The following is a 17,786-nucleotide window of genomic DNA, read 5'->3' on the forward strand; positions in this document are numbered from 1 at the left end:
GATGGAAGGCGATGGTGTCGGCGGCGTCGGTGGCGATCAGCGATGAAGTCAGGCGGTTGTCCTCGATAGGGGTGGAGAAAGGCGATGCGTTGGAAGCTTGCGCAGCCAGCAGGCGCGCATCCGCCGCACGAGCGGACGCCGAATGGTTATCGGCTTGCATGGGTTGTGGCCCGCTGAATGCTGAAAGGACCTGCCGTGCCAGAGAATCGCCCACGTCCGCAGGCCTTGGCCCGCAATGGGCGCGCAGGAGAGCAGTGGCGGGATGCCATGGCGACGGGCCTTCCGAGAAGAGGACGAATGAGAGGACGAATGTTCGGGGGGCAGGCAGCGGTGCCGCCGGCACCGAACGCACCGTCGATGTTTTCCGGCAGCCACGCTGGCTGGCTGAGGGTGCCGCGATCTTCTGCGTCTTCGTCCGATGGGCTTGTAGGACAACGGCGCTGAGCGCTTTCCTGCGGTGTCTGGCGGCTTGCGCTCGGGTGCGGTGTTTGCCGACAGCTTTCCCATGCCGTCGGCGTGATACTGACGTGAGGCCGTGGTGGCGTGCGTCTTGCATGGCCCCGGCGATGACTGAAAACGCTCGTCCCATGATCAGAATCAAACTGCAGGTCGATCTCGCCTACACCGTGAACGCTCCCGGCGGCGATTTCATTTTCAACTTCCATGCGGCGCACACCGGCCATCAGTCCGTGCAGGACGAGACGCTGTCGGTCACGCAGGGACGGGGCAATGGCGCCCCTCCCGTGGTGACGAATCTCTCGACCGACCCGACCACCGGCACCCGCTGCCTGCGGCTGAACGCCGAACCCGGCCCGCTGAACGTGGCCTATGCCGCCACCGTGGACATGCACCATGATGTCGCCGACCCGGCGCGCATTCCCGAGGTGCCTGTTTCCCAACTGCCCAACGAGACACTGCAGTACCTCTACCCCAGCCGTTACTGCCAGTCCGACCAGCTGGCCACGCTGGCCTTCCGCGAGTTCGGCCACCTGTGGCAGGGCTACAGCCGGGTACAGGCGATCCGCGACTGGGTTCACGCCCACGTGGAGTTCCGCTCCAACACCTCCAACTCCACCACCTCGGCGCTGGACACGTTCGTGCAACGCGTGGGCGTGTGCCGCGACTTCGCGCATCTCATGATCGCCCTGTGCCGCGCGCTGAACATTCCCGCGCGCTTCGTCACCGGTACCGACTACGGCGCCGATCCGGCCCTGGGCCCGCCGGACTTCCACGCTTACGTCGAAGCGTATCTGGGTGGCCGCTGGTATCTCTTCGATCCGTCCGGCACCGCCATCCCGATGGGCATGATCCGCATGGCCACCGGCCGCGATGCGGCCGACGTGGCGTTCGCCACCATCTTCGGCAACGTGGGCACCGAGGCGCCAAAGATCCGGGCCTGGGCCGTGCAGGACCCGGCACGCGGCTTCGAGCTGCCGCACCATTCCTCGCTGGCCCTGTCCACCGACGGCCCGTCGCCTCAGCAGGACCGGCGCCAGGCACAGTAACTGCGCCCCGGCGTGGCTTGGCCCGGGCGCTCCTGGATCAAGAGCGATCGGCCATCGCATGCAGGACTGCAGCAGCCCGCCTCACCCCGCCTCACCCCGCCTTGCGGAAGGTGAGGTTGATGCGGCAAGGCCCCGTGAGCGCGTGGGTGCCCTCCGCGACCGGCGCCACGCCGTGAAAGCGCAGCCGGTCTTCCCCTCCCCACACCACGACGTCGCCGTGCGCCAGCGGCACCCGCTGCACGGCATCGCCACGTGCATGGCCGCCCCAGAGAAAGGTGGCGGGAAGTCCCAGTGACACCGACACGATGGGTGCCCCCAGGTCCTGTTCGTCGCGGTCCTGGTGCAACGACAGGCGGATGCCCGGGGTGTAGCGGTTGATCGGGCAGGCGTCGGGAACGAAACCGCCGCCCAGCCCGGCTTCGGCCGCCGCTGCGGTGGCGAGCGCCGCAAAAGCCGCTGGCAGCGGCGACCAGGCTGCTCCGCTCAGGGGGTCGGTGGCTTGATAGCGGTAGCCGCGCCGGTCGCTCACCCAACCCAGGGCGCCGGCGTTGGTGGTCGCCACTCCCATGCGCCGTCCGCCGGGAGTTTCCATGTGGCGCCACGGCGCGGCTGCCGCGGCACGGTCCACGCCTTTCAGCAAGGCCGGCACGGCCGTGAGCGCGAACCCCCGGAGCAGGGTGGCATGCCGCCCCAGCGGCAGCGCCTGCGGGGCTTGCGGGTCGTTCGAGAACAGATCGTCAGTCATGCAATGTGGGTGAGCGGGGTGAGCGGGGTGAGCGGGGTGCTTGGGGCGGGCGGCGTGGTGCAGGTAGGTGTCATGCCGGAAGCGGGCCGCCGTCTGGAGATGGCAGTGCGGCCCACAGGGCCACGGCATTGCGCCTACCATGCCAGTTTCGCATTCACCTTTCACGACGTCTGCCATGACCGCTGCCAGCCCCTCTCAACCCGCCGCACCCCGATCGCTGAAGGTCGACTTCGTCTCCGACGTCTCCTGCCCCTGGTGCATCATCGGCCTGCAGGCGCTGGAGCAGGCGGCCGGCCGCCTGAAGGACGAAGTGGCGCTCGACCTGCACTTCCAGCCGTTCGAGCTGAACCCGCACATGGGCCCGGAGGGGCAGGACATCGGCGAACACCTGCAGGAAAAGTACGGCGCCACGCCCGAGCAGTCGCAGCAGAACCGCGACGCCATCACCCAGCGCGGCGCGGCGCTGGGTTTTCCGTTCCGCATGGACCAGCGCAGCCGCATCTACAACACCTTCGACGCGCATCGGCTGCTGCACTGGGCCGGGGAAGAGGGCGCCGCTGGAGCCCAGGCGGCGCTCAAGCACGCGCTGTTCACTGCGTATTTCACCGAAGGCCACAACCCTGGCGACCACGGCGTGCTGCTGCGGCTGGCAGGCACGGTGGGGCTGGACGTGGAGAGGGCGCGAGCGGTGCTGGCCTCCGATGAGTTCGCCGACGCCGTGCGCGAGCGCGAGGCGTTCTACCAGCAGCATGGCATCCACTCGGTGCCCGCCATCATCATCAACGAGCGCCATCTGATCCAGGGCGGCCAGCCGGTCGAGGTGTTCGAGCAGGCGCTGCGGCAGATCGCCGCACAGGGGTGAGCCGGACGGGGCTTGCCGCCTGGCAGGCCCTGGATACCATCGACGCCTGACAACGCATGCCTCGGTGCAGGCCGGAGGGCGCGCACGGGCGGCGACGACGCCTGCTGCTGCTCCCGCTTCCTGCGCCCCCCGGGCTCATGCGGGCACTGCAACAGAGGAGGAGCCAGGACATGAACGCAGCAACTACCGAAGAGCCCGGGCGATGCCTGTGCGGCGCCGTGCGCTTGCGCGCGACGATCCGCGCCCGCGAGATGGGCGCCTGCCATTGTTCGATGTGCCGCCGCTGGTCGGGCGGTGTGTTCCTCGCGGTGGAGTGCCAGGGCGTTGCCGTCGAGAACCCGGAGCACCTGGGCGTGTACCCATCCTCCGAATGGGGGGAGCGGTGCTTCTGCAGGCAGTGCGGCAGCACGCTGTTCTGGCGTTCGAAGGACGGTGCGCACCATGCCGTCTCGGTGCAGGCCTTCGACGACCCCTCGGCCTTCGCACTGGTGTCGCAGATTTTCGTGGACGAGAAACCCGCCAGCTACTCGTTTGCCGAACCGACCAGGAACATGACCGGCCCTGAGTTCATGGCGATGATCGCCTCAGCCGGGCCGTGAAGCGCCGGCCCCGCCGGCACCCCCTTATTTGCCCACCGGAATCGGCGTGGCCCGGTCCACCGGCACGGCGGTGACGCTGTTCTGTGGCGAACCGTCGATCAGCCGGTCGGAATAGCTCAGGTAGATCAACGTGTTGCGCGTCGAATCCACCATGCGCACCACGCGCAGCCGCTTGAACAGGATGGACGTGCGCTCGCTGAACACCTCCTCCTGCTTCTTGAGCGGCGCCTTGGCGAAGCCGAGCGGCCCGGTCTGGCGGCAGGCGATGGAGGCTTCGGACTTGTCTTCGGCCAGGCCCAGCGATCCCTTGATGCCGCCGGTGCGGGCGCGCGAGACATAGCAGGTCACGCCCTGCACGGCAGGATCGTCATACGCCTCCACGATGATGTCGTGGTCGCGGCCGAGCAGCTTGAAGGCCGTGTCCACGGTGCCGATGGTGTCCGCCGCGGCCTGGGCCGACAGCGCGGCGCCGGACAGGGCCAGCAGCACGCCGATGCGCCGCGTCGTGCGGAATGGGTCGCGGGTCATGGTGGTTGGGGGTGTCATGCGGGATGCCGGCCTGTCAAGCGGTTTCGGAGGGAGCTTCGGCACAGCGGCGGGCCAGGTGGGCCAGCGCTTCTTCGACCTGGTCCACCAGCACCAGGCACAGGTCGCCCGGCTGCAGGCGCTCCAGCGCGGTGTCGATGGCGACAAATTCGCCGCGGATCTCTTCCACGTGCGTGGTGCGCGCCGCGCCGGCCAGGCCTTCGCGCAGCAGCGCCATCACCTCGCCGTCGGCCCGGCCGCGCTGCGCGGCGTCCTGATAGAGCAGCACGTCGTCGAACGCCTGGCCCAGTATGGCGGTCTGTTCGCGGATGTCTTCGTCGCGCCGGTCGCCCGCGCCGCTGATGACCACGCTGCGGCGCTTGGCAGGCAGGGCCTCCACGGCCTGCACCAGGGCGCGCATGGCGTCGGGGTTGTGGCCGTAGTCGGCGATGACGGTGGCGCCGCGGAAGTCCATGATGTTGAAGCGGCCAGGCGCGTTGTCGCTGTCGTTCACGAAGCCCGACAGTCCGCGGCGGATGGTCTGCCACGGCAGGTTCACGCCCCAGGCAGCGGCCACGGCGGCCATCACGTTCTCGACCTGGAAGCCCAGCTTGCCGCCCTGCGTGATCGGCACGTCGCGCAGGTGGATGGTCTCGCGCCAGGAGCCTTCGGCCGCGACGATGGAGTCGCCGTCCACATACACCGAGCGGTGCCCCTGCGCGCGGTGCGTGGCCATCACCGGGTGGTGGCGGTCGCTGGCGAAGTAGATCACCTTGGCCGTGGTGGCCGAGGCCATGGCGGCAACCACCGGGTCGGTGGCGTTGAGCACGGCATAGCCGTCGGGCGCGACGTTCTGCACGATCACCCGCTTGACCAGGGCCAGGTCCTCCACGGTGTTGATGTAGTTCATGCCGAGGTGGTCGCCCGCGCCGATGTTGGTCACCACGGCCACCGAGCAGCGGTCGAAGCCCAGGCCCTCGCGCAGGATGCCGCCGCGCGCGGTCTCGAACACGGCCGCGTCCACCTCGGGGTGCAGCAGCACGTTGCGGGCGCTCTTGGGCCCGGAGCAGTCGCCGGAGTCGATCTGGTGGCCGTTGACGTAGACGCCATCGGTGTTGGTCATGCCGACCCGCAGGCCTTGGGCCGAGAACAGGTGGGCCATCAGGCGTGCCGTGGTGGTCTTGCCGTTGGTGCCGGTGATGGCGACGGTGGGAATGCGGCCGTCCTGGCCGTGCGCGTAGAGCTTGTCCACCATGGCCTGGCCCACGTTCCGGGGCTTGCCGTAGCTGGGCGTCAAGTGCATGCGCAGGCCGGGGGCGGCGTTGACCTCGACGAAGCCGCCGCCTTGCGTCTCCAGCGGCTGCAGCACGGTTTCGGCCACCATGTCCACGCCGCAGATGTGCAGGCCGACCATCTGGGCGGCCGCGATCGCACGGGCCGCCACGTCGGGGTGCACGTCGTCGGTCACGTCGGTGGCGGTGCCGCCGGTGGACAGGTTGGCGTTGTTGCGCAGGATGACGCGCTGTCCCTTGGCCGGCACCGATTCGGGCGTCAGGCCCTGCATGGCCAGGCGTGCGACGGCGATGTCGTCCAGCCGGATCTTGGTGAGCGAGGTGGCGTGGCCCTCGCCCCGGCGCGGGTCGAGGTTGACCAGGTGCACCAGGTCGCGCACCGACCGCTCGCCGTCGCCCAGCACCTGGGGCGGCTCGCGGCGGGCGGCCGCCACCAGCTGGTCGCCCACCACCAGCAGGCGGAAGTCGTGGCCGGGCAGGAAGCGCTCGACCATCACCGTGCCGTATTCGGCCGCCGTGCGAAAGGCTTCCTCCAGCTGCGCGCGGTCGGTGATGTTCACCGTCACGCCCTTGCCCTGGTTGCCGTCCTGCGGCTTGACGACCACCGGCAGGCCCACCTTCAGGGCGACTTCCCAGGCTTCGTCGGGGGTGTCCACCGGGGCGCCCAGCGGCACGGGAACACCGGCCGCGTGCAGCAGGCGCTTGGTCAGGTCCTTGTCCTGCGCGATGGATTCGGCCACGGCGCTGGTGGAGTCGATCTCCGCCGCCTGGATGCGGCGCTGCTTCGAGCCCCAGCCCAGCTGCACCAGGCTGCCGCGCGTCAGCCGCCGGTAGGGGATGCCTCGGGCCACGGCGGCATCGACGATGGAGCCGGTGCTGGGACCCAGCCGCTCGTCTTCGTCCAGCTCGCGCAGGCGCGCCACGGCGGCATCGGCGTCGAAATGGGTGCCGGCCAGCGCCGCGGCGATCAGCGCCTGGGCGTCCTCGAAGGCCTGTCTGCCCACCGCTTCCTCGCTGTATTCGACGACCACCTGGTACACGCCCGCATCGGTGGTGGCGGTGGTGCGGCTGAAACTCACCGGGCAGCCGGCCTGCGCCTGCAGCGCCAGCGCGGCGGCCTGCAGCACGTGCGCCAGGGAGATGTCGGCGTCGGTGTTCTCGGCATGCAGCGCGCCCACTGCCGGGAACAGCGCCCGCAGGCGGCTCTCGAAGCCGGCGATCTGGTGCATGGCGCGCTCGTTCTCGGCGCAGGTAACGATGGCCTCGATGGAGGTGTGGCGGCTCCAGAGGTTGGGGCCGCGCAGGGCCCGGGTGCGGGATACGTCCATGACGAATCGGTCTTTCTTGGGTTCGTTCGCGGTCGAAAAGTCGAAGGTGCGGTGGCGCCTGGCGCTCAGCGCGTGGCAGCCGCGGCGGTGCACGGCGTCTCGGGCTCGAAGGTCTTGATGCCGGCACCGATCAGATCGGGCGCGATGTCCATCGCCCAGGCCGTGGCGACGATGGCCAGCAGCGTGTCGGTGTCCGTGGCGACGGCGTTGCGGCCGAAGGTCAGGTCGGCCACCGCGCCCAGCGCGTGCTCGGCCGTGCCGGTCGCCAGCACCACCTGGCCGTTCTTCACGAACACGGCGCGGCCGGCGCTGTCGGCGCGGTGGGCAGCCAGCGCGGGCAGCGTGCCGTCCTGCGCATACAGCACCACGCTGCCGTCGCAGAGCTCGGCCAGTTCCAGCACCTGCGGCTCGGCGGCGTTGAGCACCGCGGCGCCGCCCGGCAGCACCACGTCCACCTGCGTGCGCAGCACCTTGTACATCTGCGACTGCTCATGCACGTCGAATTCGGCGAGCGTGTCCAGGCCGTCCATGTCGGTCACCACGCCCACCTGGCAGCGGTCGTAGGCCAGGCCGTCGCGCAGGATGGTGCGGGCATCGTTCTCGATCACCGCGGCCTGCACCATCTGGTTCATCAGCAGGCGGTGGGCGGCTTCCCAGTGGGCGCTGTCGCCGGTGTCCACGCAGCGGCGGTCCAGGTAGAGGCCTTCACGGCAGGCCAGACCCGTGTGGTGGCCGCCCAGGTGCATCAGCCAGCCCACCACGCGGGCGATGGTGCTGGTGCCGCGCGTGCCGGCCACGCCCACCAGGGGAATGCGTCCGGCGCTCTGGCGGCCGTCGTCGGCTTCGGCCGAGGGGAACAGGTGGTCGGCAATCGCCTGGCCCACCGGGCGCGGCGCGCCGATGGCGGGCTTCAGGTGCATCAGCAGGCCCGGGCCGGCGTTGACTTCAACGATGGCGCCGTTCTGCTCGCGCAGCGGGCGGGAGATGTCGGTCGCCACCATGTCGATGCCGGCGATGTCGAGCCCGACCACGCGCGCCGCCAGCTGGGCGATGTAGGCGACCTCGGGATGCACGTCGTCGGTGCAGTCCACCGCCACGTTGCCGTTGCGCTGCACCACGATCTGCCGGCCGGCGGCGGGCACGGAGTCGGCAGCGAGGTCCTGGCGCTTGAGTTCGAGCTGCACCTTGGCGTCGGTCGCCACGTCGATGATCTCGAGCGGATACTCTTCCTCGTAGCCGCGCCGGGGGTCGGAATTGAGCTGGCTGTCGATCAGTTCGCGCACCGTGGAGCGGCCGTTGCCAGTGATGCTGACCACCTCGCCCCGCGCCACTGCCACCACCTTGCCGCCCACCACCAGCACGCGGTGCTCGTCGCCGGGGATGAAGCGCTCGACCATCACGTCGCTGCCCTCGGGGTAGGCCACGTGGTAGGCGGCCTCGATGTCTTCCTTCTTGCGCAGGTCGAGCGTCACGCCGCGGCCATGGTTGCCGTCGGAGGGCTTGACCACCACCGGCAGGCCGATGTCCTCGGCCGCTTCCCAGGCTTCCTCGGGGCTGTTCACCACCCGGCCCTCGGGCACCGGCACGCCGCAGGAGCGCAGCAGGCTCTTGGTGAGGTCCTTGTCGCTGGCGATGCCTTCGGCGATGGCGCTGGTGAGTTCGCTCTCGGCCGTCCAGATGCGGCGCTGCGCAGCGCCGTAGCCCAGCTGCACCAGGTTGCCGTCGTTCAGGCGGATGTGCGGAATGCCGCGGTCGGTGGCGGCCGAGACGATGCACGCCGTGCTGGGGCCGAGGTACTGGTCGTCCACCTCGGTGCGCACCCGCGCCACGGCGGCCTGCACGTCGAAGGGTGTGTCGTTGATGGCGGCCATGATCAGGGCGTGGCCCTGTTCCAGCGCCACGCGGGCCACGCGCTCGTCGCGCGCCCGGAACACCATGCGGTAGACACCCGCCTGGCTGGTCGATCGCGTCTGGCCGAAGCCGGTGGGCATGCCCGCCAGGTTCAGCAGCTCGATCACGATGTGCTCCAGCACGTGGCCGCACCAGGTGCCGCCCTCCAGCCGCTCCAGGAACCCGCCGCGCTCGCCCACGCCGCAGTGGTGCTCGATCAGCGCCGGCAGCCAGGCCGTGAGCCGCTGGTTGAAGCCGGGCAGGGTGTTGGACGGGTATTCCTCCAGGGCGCCCAGGTCGAGCCAGACCTCGAGCACGGGACGGTACGTCCAGATGTTGGGGCCGCGCAGGTAGTTGATGCGCAGCAGTTGGATGTCTTTGAAGGTCGCCATGGATTGCAGCGGATTGGAATGCGGAGGGGCCCTGCGGCAGGGCCGGCGGACGGAGGGGTCGATGGGGAGATTGTGCGCCGACTCGGGGCGTCTTCCCCGGCTGTGTCAGCGCCTTGTAGGACGGGCGCGTTAGGCAGTGATCATGATGGCGCCGCCGGCAGGCGTCCTGAGACAATCGGATACAGGCCCTGTGGCCGAGACGGCGCGCCGGCGGGAGCGCAGGAAACCAACACAATGCAGCAACATCACCATCCTGTGGACGCCTCGGGTGTCATGACGGGCCCCGTGGGGGCCGAAGTGCGAGCCAGGCTCGCGCCTTCAGAAAACGTGCTCGCCGAGCTGGAGGTTGACCTGAGCGCTGCCCTGCGCTTCGAGCGGGGCCTGCTGCTGCTGACCAACGCCCGCCTGCTGGCACAGGACGCGCACGGCGCGGTGCAGGAATGGCCGCTGGAATCCGGCATGGGGCTGCGCCTGATCGACCATGCCGGCGTCGGCACGCTGGAGCTGCACGACGGCACCCGCCGCCTGGCCCTCTGGCGCTTCACCCTGGGCGCGCACACCGCCGCCCTGCGGTTGGTGCAGGCGTTCGAGCGGCAACTGGCCCGGGTGGCGCTGCCTGCCGGCGCGGCCGTCGGCCCGCGGGACGAGGAGGCCACCCTCTGCCAGGACTGCGGCGCCCCGCTGCCGCCCGATACCGAGGAATGCCCCGCCTGCGCCCGGGTGCAGGGTCCGCAGACCTCCACCTGGGTGCTGCTGCGCCTCTGGCGCTTCGCGCGCCCCTACCGCAAGCAGCTGGCGGCGGGCTTTGCCCTGACGGTGGCGTCCACCGCCGCCACGCTGGTACCGCCCTACATGACCATCCCGCTGGTCGACGACATCCTCATTCCCTATCAGAACGGCCAGGCCATCCCGGTCACGCTGGTGGCGATGTATTTGGGCGGCCTGCTCGCGGCGGCGCTGCTGGCCTGGGGCCTGGGCTGGGCGCGCACCTACACGCTGGCGCTGGTATCCGAGCGCATCGGCGCCGACCTGCGCACCACCACCTACGAGCACTTGCTGAAGCTGTCGCTCGACTACTTCGGCGGCAAGCGCACGGGCGACCTGATGGCCCGCATCGGCTCGGAGACCGACCGCATCAACGTCTTCCTGTCGCTGCACGCGCTCGACTTCGTCAACGACGTGCTGATGATCCTGATGACGGCGGCCATCCTGTTCTCGATCAACCCCTGGCTGGCCCTCGTCACCCTGGTGCCGCTGCCGTTCATCGCCTGGCTGATCCACAACGTGCGCGACCGGCTGCGCACCGGCTTCGAGAAGATCGACCGCGTCTGGTCCGAGGTGACCAACGTGCTGGCCGACACCATTCCCGGCATCCGCGTGGTCAAGGCCTTCGCCCAGGAAAAGCGGGAGGCCCAGCGCTTCCGCGACGCCAACCAGCACAACCTGGAGGTGAACGACCGCCTGAACCGCACCTGGTCGCTGTTCACCCCCACCGTGTCGCTGATGACCGAGATCGGCCTGCTGGTGGTCTGGGGCTTCGGCATCTGGCTGGTGGCGCACAACCAGATCACCGTCGGCGTGCTGACGGCCTTCATCGCCTACATCGGGCGGTTCTACACCCGGCTCGACTCGATGAGCCGCATCGTCTCGGTCACGCAGAAGGCGGCGGCGGGGGCCAAGCGCATCTTCGACATCCTGGACCACGTCAGCAACGTGCCCGACCCGGTGCAGCCCGCCCGGCTGGAGAAGGTGCAGGGCGCGCTCACCCTGCGCAACGTGGGCTTCCGCTACGGCAGCCGCTCGGTCATCAAGGGCCTGAACCTGGACATCCGCCCGGGCGAGATGATCGGCCTGGTGGGCCACAGCGGCTCGGGCAAGAGCACCCTGGTCAACCTGATCAGCCGGTTCTACGACGTGAGCGAGGGCTCCATCCTGGTCGACGGGGTGGACCTGCGCCGCCTGCGCGTGGCCGACTACCGCAGCCACATCGGCCTGGTGCTGCAGGAGCCGTTCCTGTTCTTCGGCACCATCGCCGAGAACATCGCCTATGGCAAGCCGAGCGCCACCCGCGCCGAGATCATCGCGGCGGCGCGGGCCGCGCATGCGCACGAATTCATTTTGCGGCTGCCGCATGGCTACGACTCGCTGGTGGGCGAGCGCGGCCAGGGGCTGTCGGGCGGCGAACGCCAGCGCATCAGCATCGCCCGCGCGCTCTTGATCGACCCGCGCATCCTGATCCTGGACGAGGCCACCTCGGCCGTGGACACGGAAACCGAAAAGGAAATCCAGAAAGCGCTGGACAACCTGGTGCAGGGCCGCACCACCATCGCCATCGCCCACCGCCTCTCCACGCTGCGCAAGGCCGACCGGCTGGTGGTGATGGACCGGGGCGAGGTGGTGGAGGTCGGGCCGCACGACGAGCTGATGGCCAAGGAAGGCGCCTACTGGCGTCTGTACGAAGCCCAGGCCCGTCGGGCGGAGGAAGACGCCCAGGCCGCCGGCGTGGTGATCGTGGAAAGCGGGCTGCTGCATCCGGCGCACCCCGCGGGCCAGTCCTGAGCCCTGTCTCCCACGAACCGAAAGCAGCTCCATGACGAACCATCCCACCTCCCTTCCCGACGCGGCGCCGGGTTTCACGCTGCGACGCAACGACTACGGCCGGCTGGTGCTGCGCCTGCCGGACGGCTCCGAGCATGCCGGCGTGGTGCCCGTGCGGGCCTTTCCCATCGCCGCGCCCGACGAAGGCGTGTCGCTGGTGGGGCTGGACGGCCACGAGCGCATCTGGATCGCCCGGCTCGATGCCCTGCCCGCCGCGCAGCGCCAGCTGATCGACGAGGAACTGGCCTCGCGGGAGTTCGTGCCCATCATCCAGGGCATCACGGCGGTTTCCAGCTTTTCCACGCCCAGCACCTGGACGGTCAATACCGACCGGGGCGAAGCACGTCTCGTGCTCAAGGCGGAAGACGACATCCGCCGCCTGGGCGTGCGCACCTCGCTGCTGATCGCCTCCAGCGACGGCGTGCAGTTCCGCGTGCCCGACGTGACGGCGCTCGACCGCCAGTCGCGGCGTCTGCTCGAACGGTTTTTGTAGCAGCCGCCCCAGGCCTGGCGCCGGGCCGAAGGCTTCCTGGACACCCAAGCGGGGGTGTCTGCGGGCGCTGTAGTGGAATCCGGAGATAGGGGTAAACCCTGGTTTTTGGCCTTAAAGGCAGAAAAGGGCTCAATTTCCCCTTTTGTTTGCCGTTATAGGGTACGACAAGGGGGTTACTCCGCCTGCGTCACCGCTGCCATGTTGAGGAGCCCGCTGCCATGTCCATCCCCTCTCTAGACCGATCGCCGAGCTGGCGCCCGCAGGGCGCCGACCTGTACCCCACCGGGGCTGCCGTCGCCATTCCGGCCGCGCGTGCCGGCGGCGGGAACGCGCCCGCGCCGGTGGAGTCGGCCGACCGGCTGGGGGAGGGCGCGAAGATGCGCGACCCGGACAAGCCCTCGGCCACGGCCGAGGCGACCAACCGGGACTGGACCGAGGCGAAGAAGGCGGAAAAAGCCAAGGAAGAAGAGCCGCCGAAGGAGCCCATCTCCAAGCTCCTGCTGGAATTCATCCAGTCGATGTGGCGTGCCAGCGGCAGCGCGGTGGAACTGGCACAGGAGATCAACAAGGCGTCGCAACAGGACCGGCAGGCCCAGCAGGAGCAGCAGACGCCCAAGACGCCGCTCACCTACGCCGATCCGAAGGTCAAGCGCACCAGCGGTCTGTGAGTGGAATGCGCTGCACGGCGGCCGGGTCGATTGCTATAAAAATAATAGCACAAAACCCTTGCTGAACGGGCGCAGAAGCCCGATTTGGCGCTGATCTGGCGTCAGGGTTTGGCCGGCGTGCCAGCGGCCGCCGCCTTGGCGCGGTCCCGCTCGGCGCGGTACTTCACGGCGAACGCGCGCACCTCGTCCAGGGTCACGAAGCCGTCGTGGTTGGTGTCGGCGTCGTCGAAGGCCCCCGCCAGGCGCGGCACCAGGGCGACCTCCTGGCGGCTGAGCTTGCCATCGCCGTTGAAGTCCAGCATCTTGAATTCGCGAATCGCCTTGGCTTCGCCCTTGCTCATGGGGGCGCTGGCCGGCGCCGCCGGCGCGGGTGCGGCAACAGCCGACCCGGCCGCGCTGGCGATGCCCGAGCCCCAGGCCAAAGACGCGGCGACGCAGCCCAGCAGGACTGCGCGGTGCCACGGGGCGACCGGGCTGGAGTCAGCGAAAGGGCGGGCGAGCGGTGGGCAGGGGAATGAAGGCATCACCGTGGGACCTCCACCGGTGCCTCGGGTGCCCGGCGGAGGGGGTTGGAGATGCCGGAGCGCACATGGCCGGCAGGCACGTGCCGCGCGGCGGAGTCCACATGGCCGGTCTGGTCGTCGAAGAAGAAATCGGGTTCGAACTCGCGCAGGAACGGGCCTTTTTCCAGCCCGCCCAAGAACATGGCTTCGTCCACCGCCAGGTTCCATTTCATCAGGGTGTTGATGGCGCGTTCGTGCGCCGGGGCGCTGCGGGCCGTCACCAGCGCGGTGCGCAGCCGCATGCCCGAGACGTCCGCCTGCTGCTGCAGCTGGTGCAGCGCCGCCAGCAGCGGCTTGAACGGCCCGCCGGACAGGGGCAGCGCCGCCTTGGTGATCTCGTGGGTCTGGAAGGCGGCCAGCCCTTCGGCCTGGTAGACCCGTTCGGCCTCGTCCGAGAACAGCACCGCGTCGCCGTCGAAGGCGATGCGCAGCTCGTCCGGATAGTTGTCGCCTGCCGCCACCGACTGGGTGAGCACCCGCGCGGCAGGAAAGCCCAGCGCCAGTGCCTCGCTCACATCGTCCTCGTTGGCCGACAGGAACAGGTGCGCGCCCAGCGGCCGCAGGTATTTGAACGGGTCGCGCCCCTGGGTGAACACGCCCCGCTCCAGCGGCAGGCCGGCGTCCTGCGCCGAATGGAAGATGCGCAGCGCACTCACCGGGTCGTTGCGCGAAAGGATCACCACCTCCACCCGCCGCGCCTGCGCCGTATTGAACGCCAGCAGCTTGCGCACCAGCGGAAAGGCCACGCCCGGCTTGGCCGGCACGTGCAGGCGCTCCTGCTGCAGCTGCATGTAGGGCAGCGGGTCCTTCGCGTCGAAGATGCGGTTCTCCTCCTCGAAGTCGAAGAGCGCGCGGGACGAGATCGCGACGACCAGCTTGTCGTTGAGGTGGAGGGCCATGGCGCTGAGAGCTGAAGACTGAGAAGGAAGGATGCGGCGCTTAGCCGGAGGGTTACTTGACGAACTGGTTGAGCTGGATGATGGGCATCAGCACCGCCAGCACGATCAGCATGACGATCAGGCCCATGGCCACGATCAGCAGCGGCTCCAGGATGGTGGCCAGCTGCATCGAGCGGCGCTGAACCTCGGCCGACAGCTGGATGGCCGCGCGCTGCAGCATCACGGGCAATTGGCCGGTCTGTTCGCCCAGCCGCGCGAACATCGCCACCAGCCCGGGGAAGCGCTTTTTCTGTGCCAGGGCGGATGCCAGCGGCGCACCCTCGCGCACCAGCACCAGCGCGTCCATGGCGTCGGCCCGCAGAGCGCGGTTGTTCAAGGTTTCGGCAGCGGCCTGCAGTGCCTTCAGGATCGGCACCCCCGCGCCCGCCAGCATGGCCAGCGTGCCGGCGAAGCGCGCCGCGTTGTAGCCGCGTGCCAGCCGGCCCACCACCGGCAGGGTCAGCCACCAGCCGTCGAACTGCTGGCGAAAAGCGGGCTGGGCCAAGGCGTAGCGGCCGCTGACTGCTATCAGGATCAGAGCGCCGAGCATCGCCCAGCCGTAATGCCGCACGGCGTCGCTCACGGCCAGCATCGCCACCGTGAGGAACGGCAGGGCGCGCTTGGTGCCGGCGAACACGCTGGCCACCTGCGGCACCACGTAGCCCACCAGGAACAGCACGATGACGATGGCCACCACCGTGACGATGGCCGGGTAGAGCGCCGCCCCGATCAGCTTGCCGCGCAGCGTCTGGCGCTCTTCCAGGTCATCCGCGAGCCGCTCCAGCACCAGGCCCAGGCTGCCGCTGGATTCACCCGCGCCCACCACGGCGCAGTAGATGTCGGAGAACTCGCGCGGATGGCCCGACAGCGCCCGCGCGAAGGTCGAGCCGGCGTTGACCTCGGCCCGCAGCGCGGCCACCAGATGCCGCTGGCGGTCGCCTTCGGCCTCGTCGGCCAGCGCAGTGAGTGCGCGCTCCAGCGGCAGGCCCGATGCCACCAGGCCCGAGAGCTGCCGCGTCCAGATCGCCAGGCCCGATGCGTTGAACACCGGGCGGGTGAGCAGCCGCTCGCCCAGGCCCGGCGCTGCGCCGCCGGGGGCCTGGGCCGACGAGGCCAGCGGCTCGACACCTAGCGGCACCAGCGCCTGCGCGCGCAACAGGCTGCGGGCCGCCTTGGGAGAGTCGGCCTCGATGGTGCCCTTGCGGGGCTGGCCCTGGGCGTCGATCGCTTCAAAGGAAAAGGCGGGCATGCGGGCGTGGAGGATGAGGGAAAGACACCCCGGGGTCCTGGACCGGACGGTTGGATGGGGTCGTCGGTGCGGCGGGCCACGGCGGGCCACGGCGGGCCTGGCCGGAGCCTCCGGCCAGTGCGAGACAGGTCAGGCCCCGCCCGCACGGTTGGCGAGGGCCTCCGACGCGCCAACACTCAGCACGGCGGCGGGCTCTCCACGCGCTTCGACGATCTTTCCAACTGAACGGCAGGGCCCCGTGGGCTGGCGATCAGCCTGCGATGGTAGCCGCTGCCGCCAGGCGCCCGTGTGACGGGCCGGTGCCGCCCGTCTTCCGCCCACCGTCCACCCGCCGTCCGGGATCAGGCCAGGGCCGCGGCCGCGGGTGCGCCCAGTGCGGCATGGGCCTGGGCGGCGATCTCCAGCGAGCGCAGGCGCAGGTCACCGTCGAACACGTCGCTCACCAGGATGAATTCGTCCGCCTCGGTGGCGCGCGCCAGCTCGGCGAAGCCCTCCCGCACCGTGTCGGGACCGCCCACCACGCCGGCTGCGAGGAAGTCGCCGATCGCGGCGCGCTCCTGCGGCTGCAGCGACTGGGCATAGCCCTGTACCGGCGGCCGCAGCAGGCCGCGCTGGCCGGTCAGGATGCCCAGCACGCGCTGGTAGGTGCTGCTGGCCAGGAACTCGGCTTCTTCATCGGTGGGCGCGGCGATCACCGGCACGCCGATGGCCACGTACGGCCGCTGCAGCGTGGCCGAGGGCTGGAACAGGCGGCGGTAGAGGTCGATGGCCGCGTGCATCAGGCGGGGCGCGAAGTGCGATGCGAAGGCGTAGGGCAGACCTTTCTCAGCCGCCAACTGCGCGGAAAAGAGGCTCGAGCCCAGCAGCCAGATCGGCACCTCGGTGCCCGCGCCCGGCACGGCCGTGATGCGCTGGCCGGGCTGGGCCGGGGCGAACAGGCGTTGCAGTTCGGCCACGTCGCGCGGAAAGTCGGCTTCCGTCTCCACCCGGTCGCGGCGCAGGGCGCGCATGGTCGGTCCGTCGGTGCCGGGCGCGCGGCCCAGGCCCAGGTCGATGCGGCCGGGGTACAGCTCGGCCAGCGTGCCGAAGGCCTCCGCCACCACCAGCGGCGCGTGGTTGGGCAGCATGATGCCGCCCGAGCCGACGCGGATGCTGCGGGTAGCACCCGCCACATGGCCGATCAGCACAGCCGTCGCGGAGCTGGCGATGCCCGGCATGTTGTGGTGCTCGGCCATCCAGTAGCGTCGAAAGCCCAGGCTCTCGACGTGCTGCGCAGTGCGCACGGCCAGCGCCAGCGCGTCGGCCACGGTGGCACCTTCGCGCACGGCCACCAGATCGAGCATGGACAGAGCGGGTTGTCGTGGGATGGAGTTCATGCAGCCATTGTGGGCGCCGGGTCATTTCCGTGCTGGGGTCAGGAATAAGCCCGTCTCGACCTCGCCCGGTCATCTGTCAACAAACGATAGCTATGATCAATGAAATCCCCAGAATTCATCGGCTCGGCCGAGAATTCCGCGTGCAGTGCTCGCGCGCCGCCCTCCCTTCCACCGTTCCTCTCCGCTCTACCTCCACCGCCATGGGATTCTTCAGCCGGCTCTTTCCGCCCCGCGACGACGGCCGCGCGGCGCCGGACGACTGGACTTCGTTGCCGCAGGGCGAGAGCAGCGCCCTGGCGTTGCCGGCCGGGGCCGCAGCCCAGTTGCTGACCAGCCTGGACATCGACCAGGCCATTGCCAGCCACGCGCGCTGGGTGCCCTGGCTCGAACAGGCGCTGCACGGCGTGGTCGATGCGCAGTTGCAGCCCGAGGTCATCGAGCGCGAGGATTGCTCCGAGCTGGGCCAGTGGCTGCGCGGCAGCGGCCAGCAGGCCCTGGGCCACCTGCCGGCCTTCGACATGCTGGTGCGCCGCAACCGCTTCTTTCACACCCAGGCGGCCGAGATGCTGACGCTGATCGCCGCTGACGAGCCCCGCCAGGCCGAGCAGGCCTTCAAGGCCTGCCGCCATGCGTCGACGCAGGTGGTGCTGCTGCTCAAGGAATTGCGGCGCGGCCTGGTGCGCAACTCCTGACCGCAGGACATGACGCCAAGGCGGGCTGCTTGCGCGACGCCTGCCTCTGGCCGGGGATGCCGGCCCGGGCT

15 protein-coding genes are annotated in these 17,786 nt (G+C 69.8%); 7 read left to right on the forward strand and 8 right to left on the reverse strand.

What is annotated here, in order from left to right; all coding sequences use genetic code 11:
* Positions 1-587: 587 nt before the first annotated feature.
* Positions 588-1,505 (forward strand): transglutaminase family protein, encoded by a 918-nt coding sequence (locus ASF94_RS01710; RefSeq protein ID WP_056660551.1) that lies wholly within the window; start codon positions 588-590, stop codon positions 1,503-1,505.
* Positions 1,506-1,596: 91 nt separating this feature from the next.
* Here the strand turns inward: ASF94_RS01710 and alkB are convergent, their stop codons facing one another.
* On the reverse strand, positions 1,597-2,250 hold the full coding sequence (gene alkB / locus ASF94_RS01715) for a DNA oxidative demethylase AlkB (RefSeq protein WP_056660554.1): 654 nt from the start codon (positions 2,248-2,250) through the stop codon (positions 1,597-1,599).
* 175 nt (positions 2,251-2,425) lie between these two features.
* Here alkB and ASF94_RS01720 point away from each other — a divergent pair, with 175 nt between their 5' ends.
* The gene (locus tag ASF94_RS01720) at positions 2,426-3,112 is read left to right on the forward strand and encodes a DsbA family oxidoreductase (RefSeq protein ID WP_056660556.1); all 687 of its coding nucleotides are present in this window, start codon (positions 2,426-2,428) and stop codon (positions 3,110-3,112) included.
* Between the two features lie 170 nt (positions 3,113-3,282).
* On the forward strand, positions 3,283-3,711 hold the full coding sequence (locus ASF94_RS01725) for a GFA family protein (RefSeq protein WP_056660818.1): 429 nt from the start codon (positions 3,283-3,285) through the stop codon (positions 3,709-3,711).
* A 24-nt stretch (positions 3,712-3,735) separates the two neighbouring features.
* On the opposite strand, the gene ASF94_RS01730 is transcribed toward ASF94_RS01725, so the two are convergent.
* The 3 genes from ASF94_RS01730 to cphA (ASF94_RS01740) form a co-directional block, all read right to left on the reverse strand.
* Positions 3,736-4,239, reverse strand: a complete 504-nt coding sequence (locus ASF94_RS01730) for a CreA family protein (RefSeq protein WP_056660558.1) — start codon at positions 4,237-4,239, stop codon at positions 3,736-3,738.
* Between the two features lie 34 nt (positions 4,240-4,273).
* The gene (gene cphA / locus ASF94_RS01735; protein WP_056660821.1) at positions 4,274-6,856 is read right to left on the reverse strand and encodes a cyanophycin synthetase; all 2,583 of its coding nucleotides are present in this window, start codon (positions 6,854-6,856) and stop codon (positions 4,274-4,276) included.
* 65 nt (positions 6,857-6,921) lie between these two features.
* The gene (gene cphA / locus ASF94_RS01740) at positions 6,922-9,138 is read right to left on the reverse strand and encodes a cyanophycin synthetase (protein WP_056660561.1); all 2,217 of its coding nucleotides are present in this window, start codon (positions 9,136-9,138) and stop codon (positions 6,922-6,924) included.
* A gap of 234 nt (positions 9,139-9,372) precedes the next feature.
* On the opposite strand from cphA (ASF94_RS01740), the gene ASF94_RS01745 reads away from it, so the two are divergent.
* The 3 genes from ASF94_RS01745 to ASF94_RS01755 all read left to right on the forward strand — a co-directional run bounded on the left by ASF94_RS01745 (position 9,373) and on the right by ASF94_RS01755 (position 12,897).
* On the forward strand, positions 9,373-11,697 hold the full coding sequence (locus ASF94_RS01745; protein ID WP_056660564.1) for an ABC transporter ATP-binding protein: 2,325 nt from the start codon (positions 9,373-9,375) through the stop codon (positions 11,695-11,697).
* 31 nt (positions 11,698-11,728) lie between these two features.
* Positions 11,729-12,229 (forward strand): DUF1854 domain-containing protein, encoded by a 501-nt coding sequence (locus ASF94_RS01750; protein ID WP_056660567.1) that lies wholly within the window; start codon positions 11,729-11,731, stop codon positions 12,227-12,229.
* Positions 12,230-12,447: 218 nt separating this feature from the next.
* The gene (locus tag ASF94_RS01755) at positions 12,448-12,897 is read left to right on the forward strand and encodes a hypothetical protein (protein ID WP_056660570.1); all 450 of its coding nucleotides are present in this window, start codon (positions 12,448-12,450) and stop codon (positions 12,895-12,897) included.
* Positions 12,898-12,998: 101 nt separating this feature from the next.
* Here ASF94_RS01755 and ASF94_RS01760 read toward each other — a convergent pair whose 3' ends face one another.
* The 4 genes from ASF94_RS01760 to ASF94_RS01775 all read right to left on the reverse strand — a co-directional run bounded on the left by ASF94_RS01760 (position 12,999) and on the right by ASF94_RS01775 (position 17,023).
* Positions 12,999-13,238, reverse strand: coding sequence for a hypothetical protein (locus tag ASF94_RS01760; protein WP_369818615.1), 240 nt, complete (start codon positions 13,236-13,238; stop codon positions 12,999-13,001).
* Between the two features lie 182 nt (positions 13,239-13,420).
* Positions 13,421-14,359, reverse strand: a complete 939-nt coding sequence (locus ASF94_RS01765) for a 5'-nucleotidase (RefSeq protein ID WP_056660574.1) — start codon at positions 14,357-14,359, stop codon at positions 13,421-13,423.
* Positions 14,360-14,411: 52 nt separating this feature from the next.
* A complete protein-coding gene (gspF, locus tag ASF94_RS01770; protein ID WP_056660575.1) occupies positions 14,412-15,647 on the reverse strand; it encodes a type II secretion system inner membrane protein GspF in 1,236 nt (411 codons plus the stop codon).
* Between the two features lie 341 nt (positions 15,648-15,988).
* Complete coding sequence (locus ASF94_RS01775) at positions 15,989-17,023, reverse strand: LLM class flavin-dependent oxidoreductase (RefSeq protein WP_056660576.1); 1,035 nt, start codon at positions 17,021-17,023, stop codon at positions 15,989-15,991.
* A 200-nt stretch (positions 17,024-17,223) separates the two neighbouring features.
* On the opposite strand from ASF94_RS01775, the gene ASF94_RS01780 reads away from it, so the two are divergent.
* Positions 17,224-17,715, forward strand: coding sequence for a CZB domain-containing protein (locus ASF94_RS01780; protein ID WP_056660577.1), 492 nt, complete (start codon positions 17,224-17,226; stop codon positions 17,713-17,715).
* The last annotated feature ends 71 nt before the right edge of the window (positions 17,716-17,786 follow it).

Source organism: Acidovorax sp. Leaf160, assembly GCF_001424265.1.
GTDB lineage: Bacteria > Pseudomonadota > Gammaproteobacteria > Burkholderiales > Burkholderiaceae_C > Paracidovorax.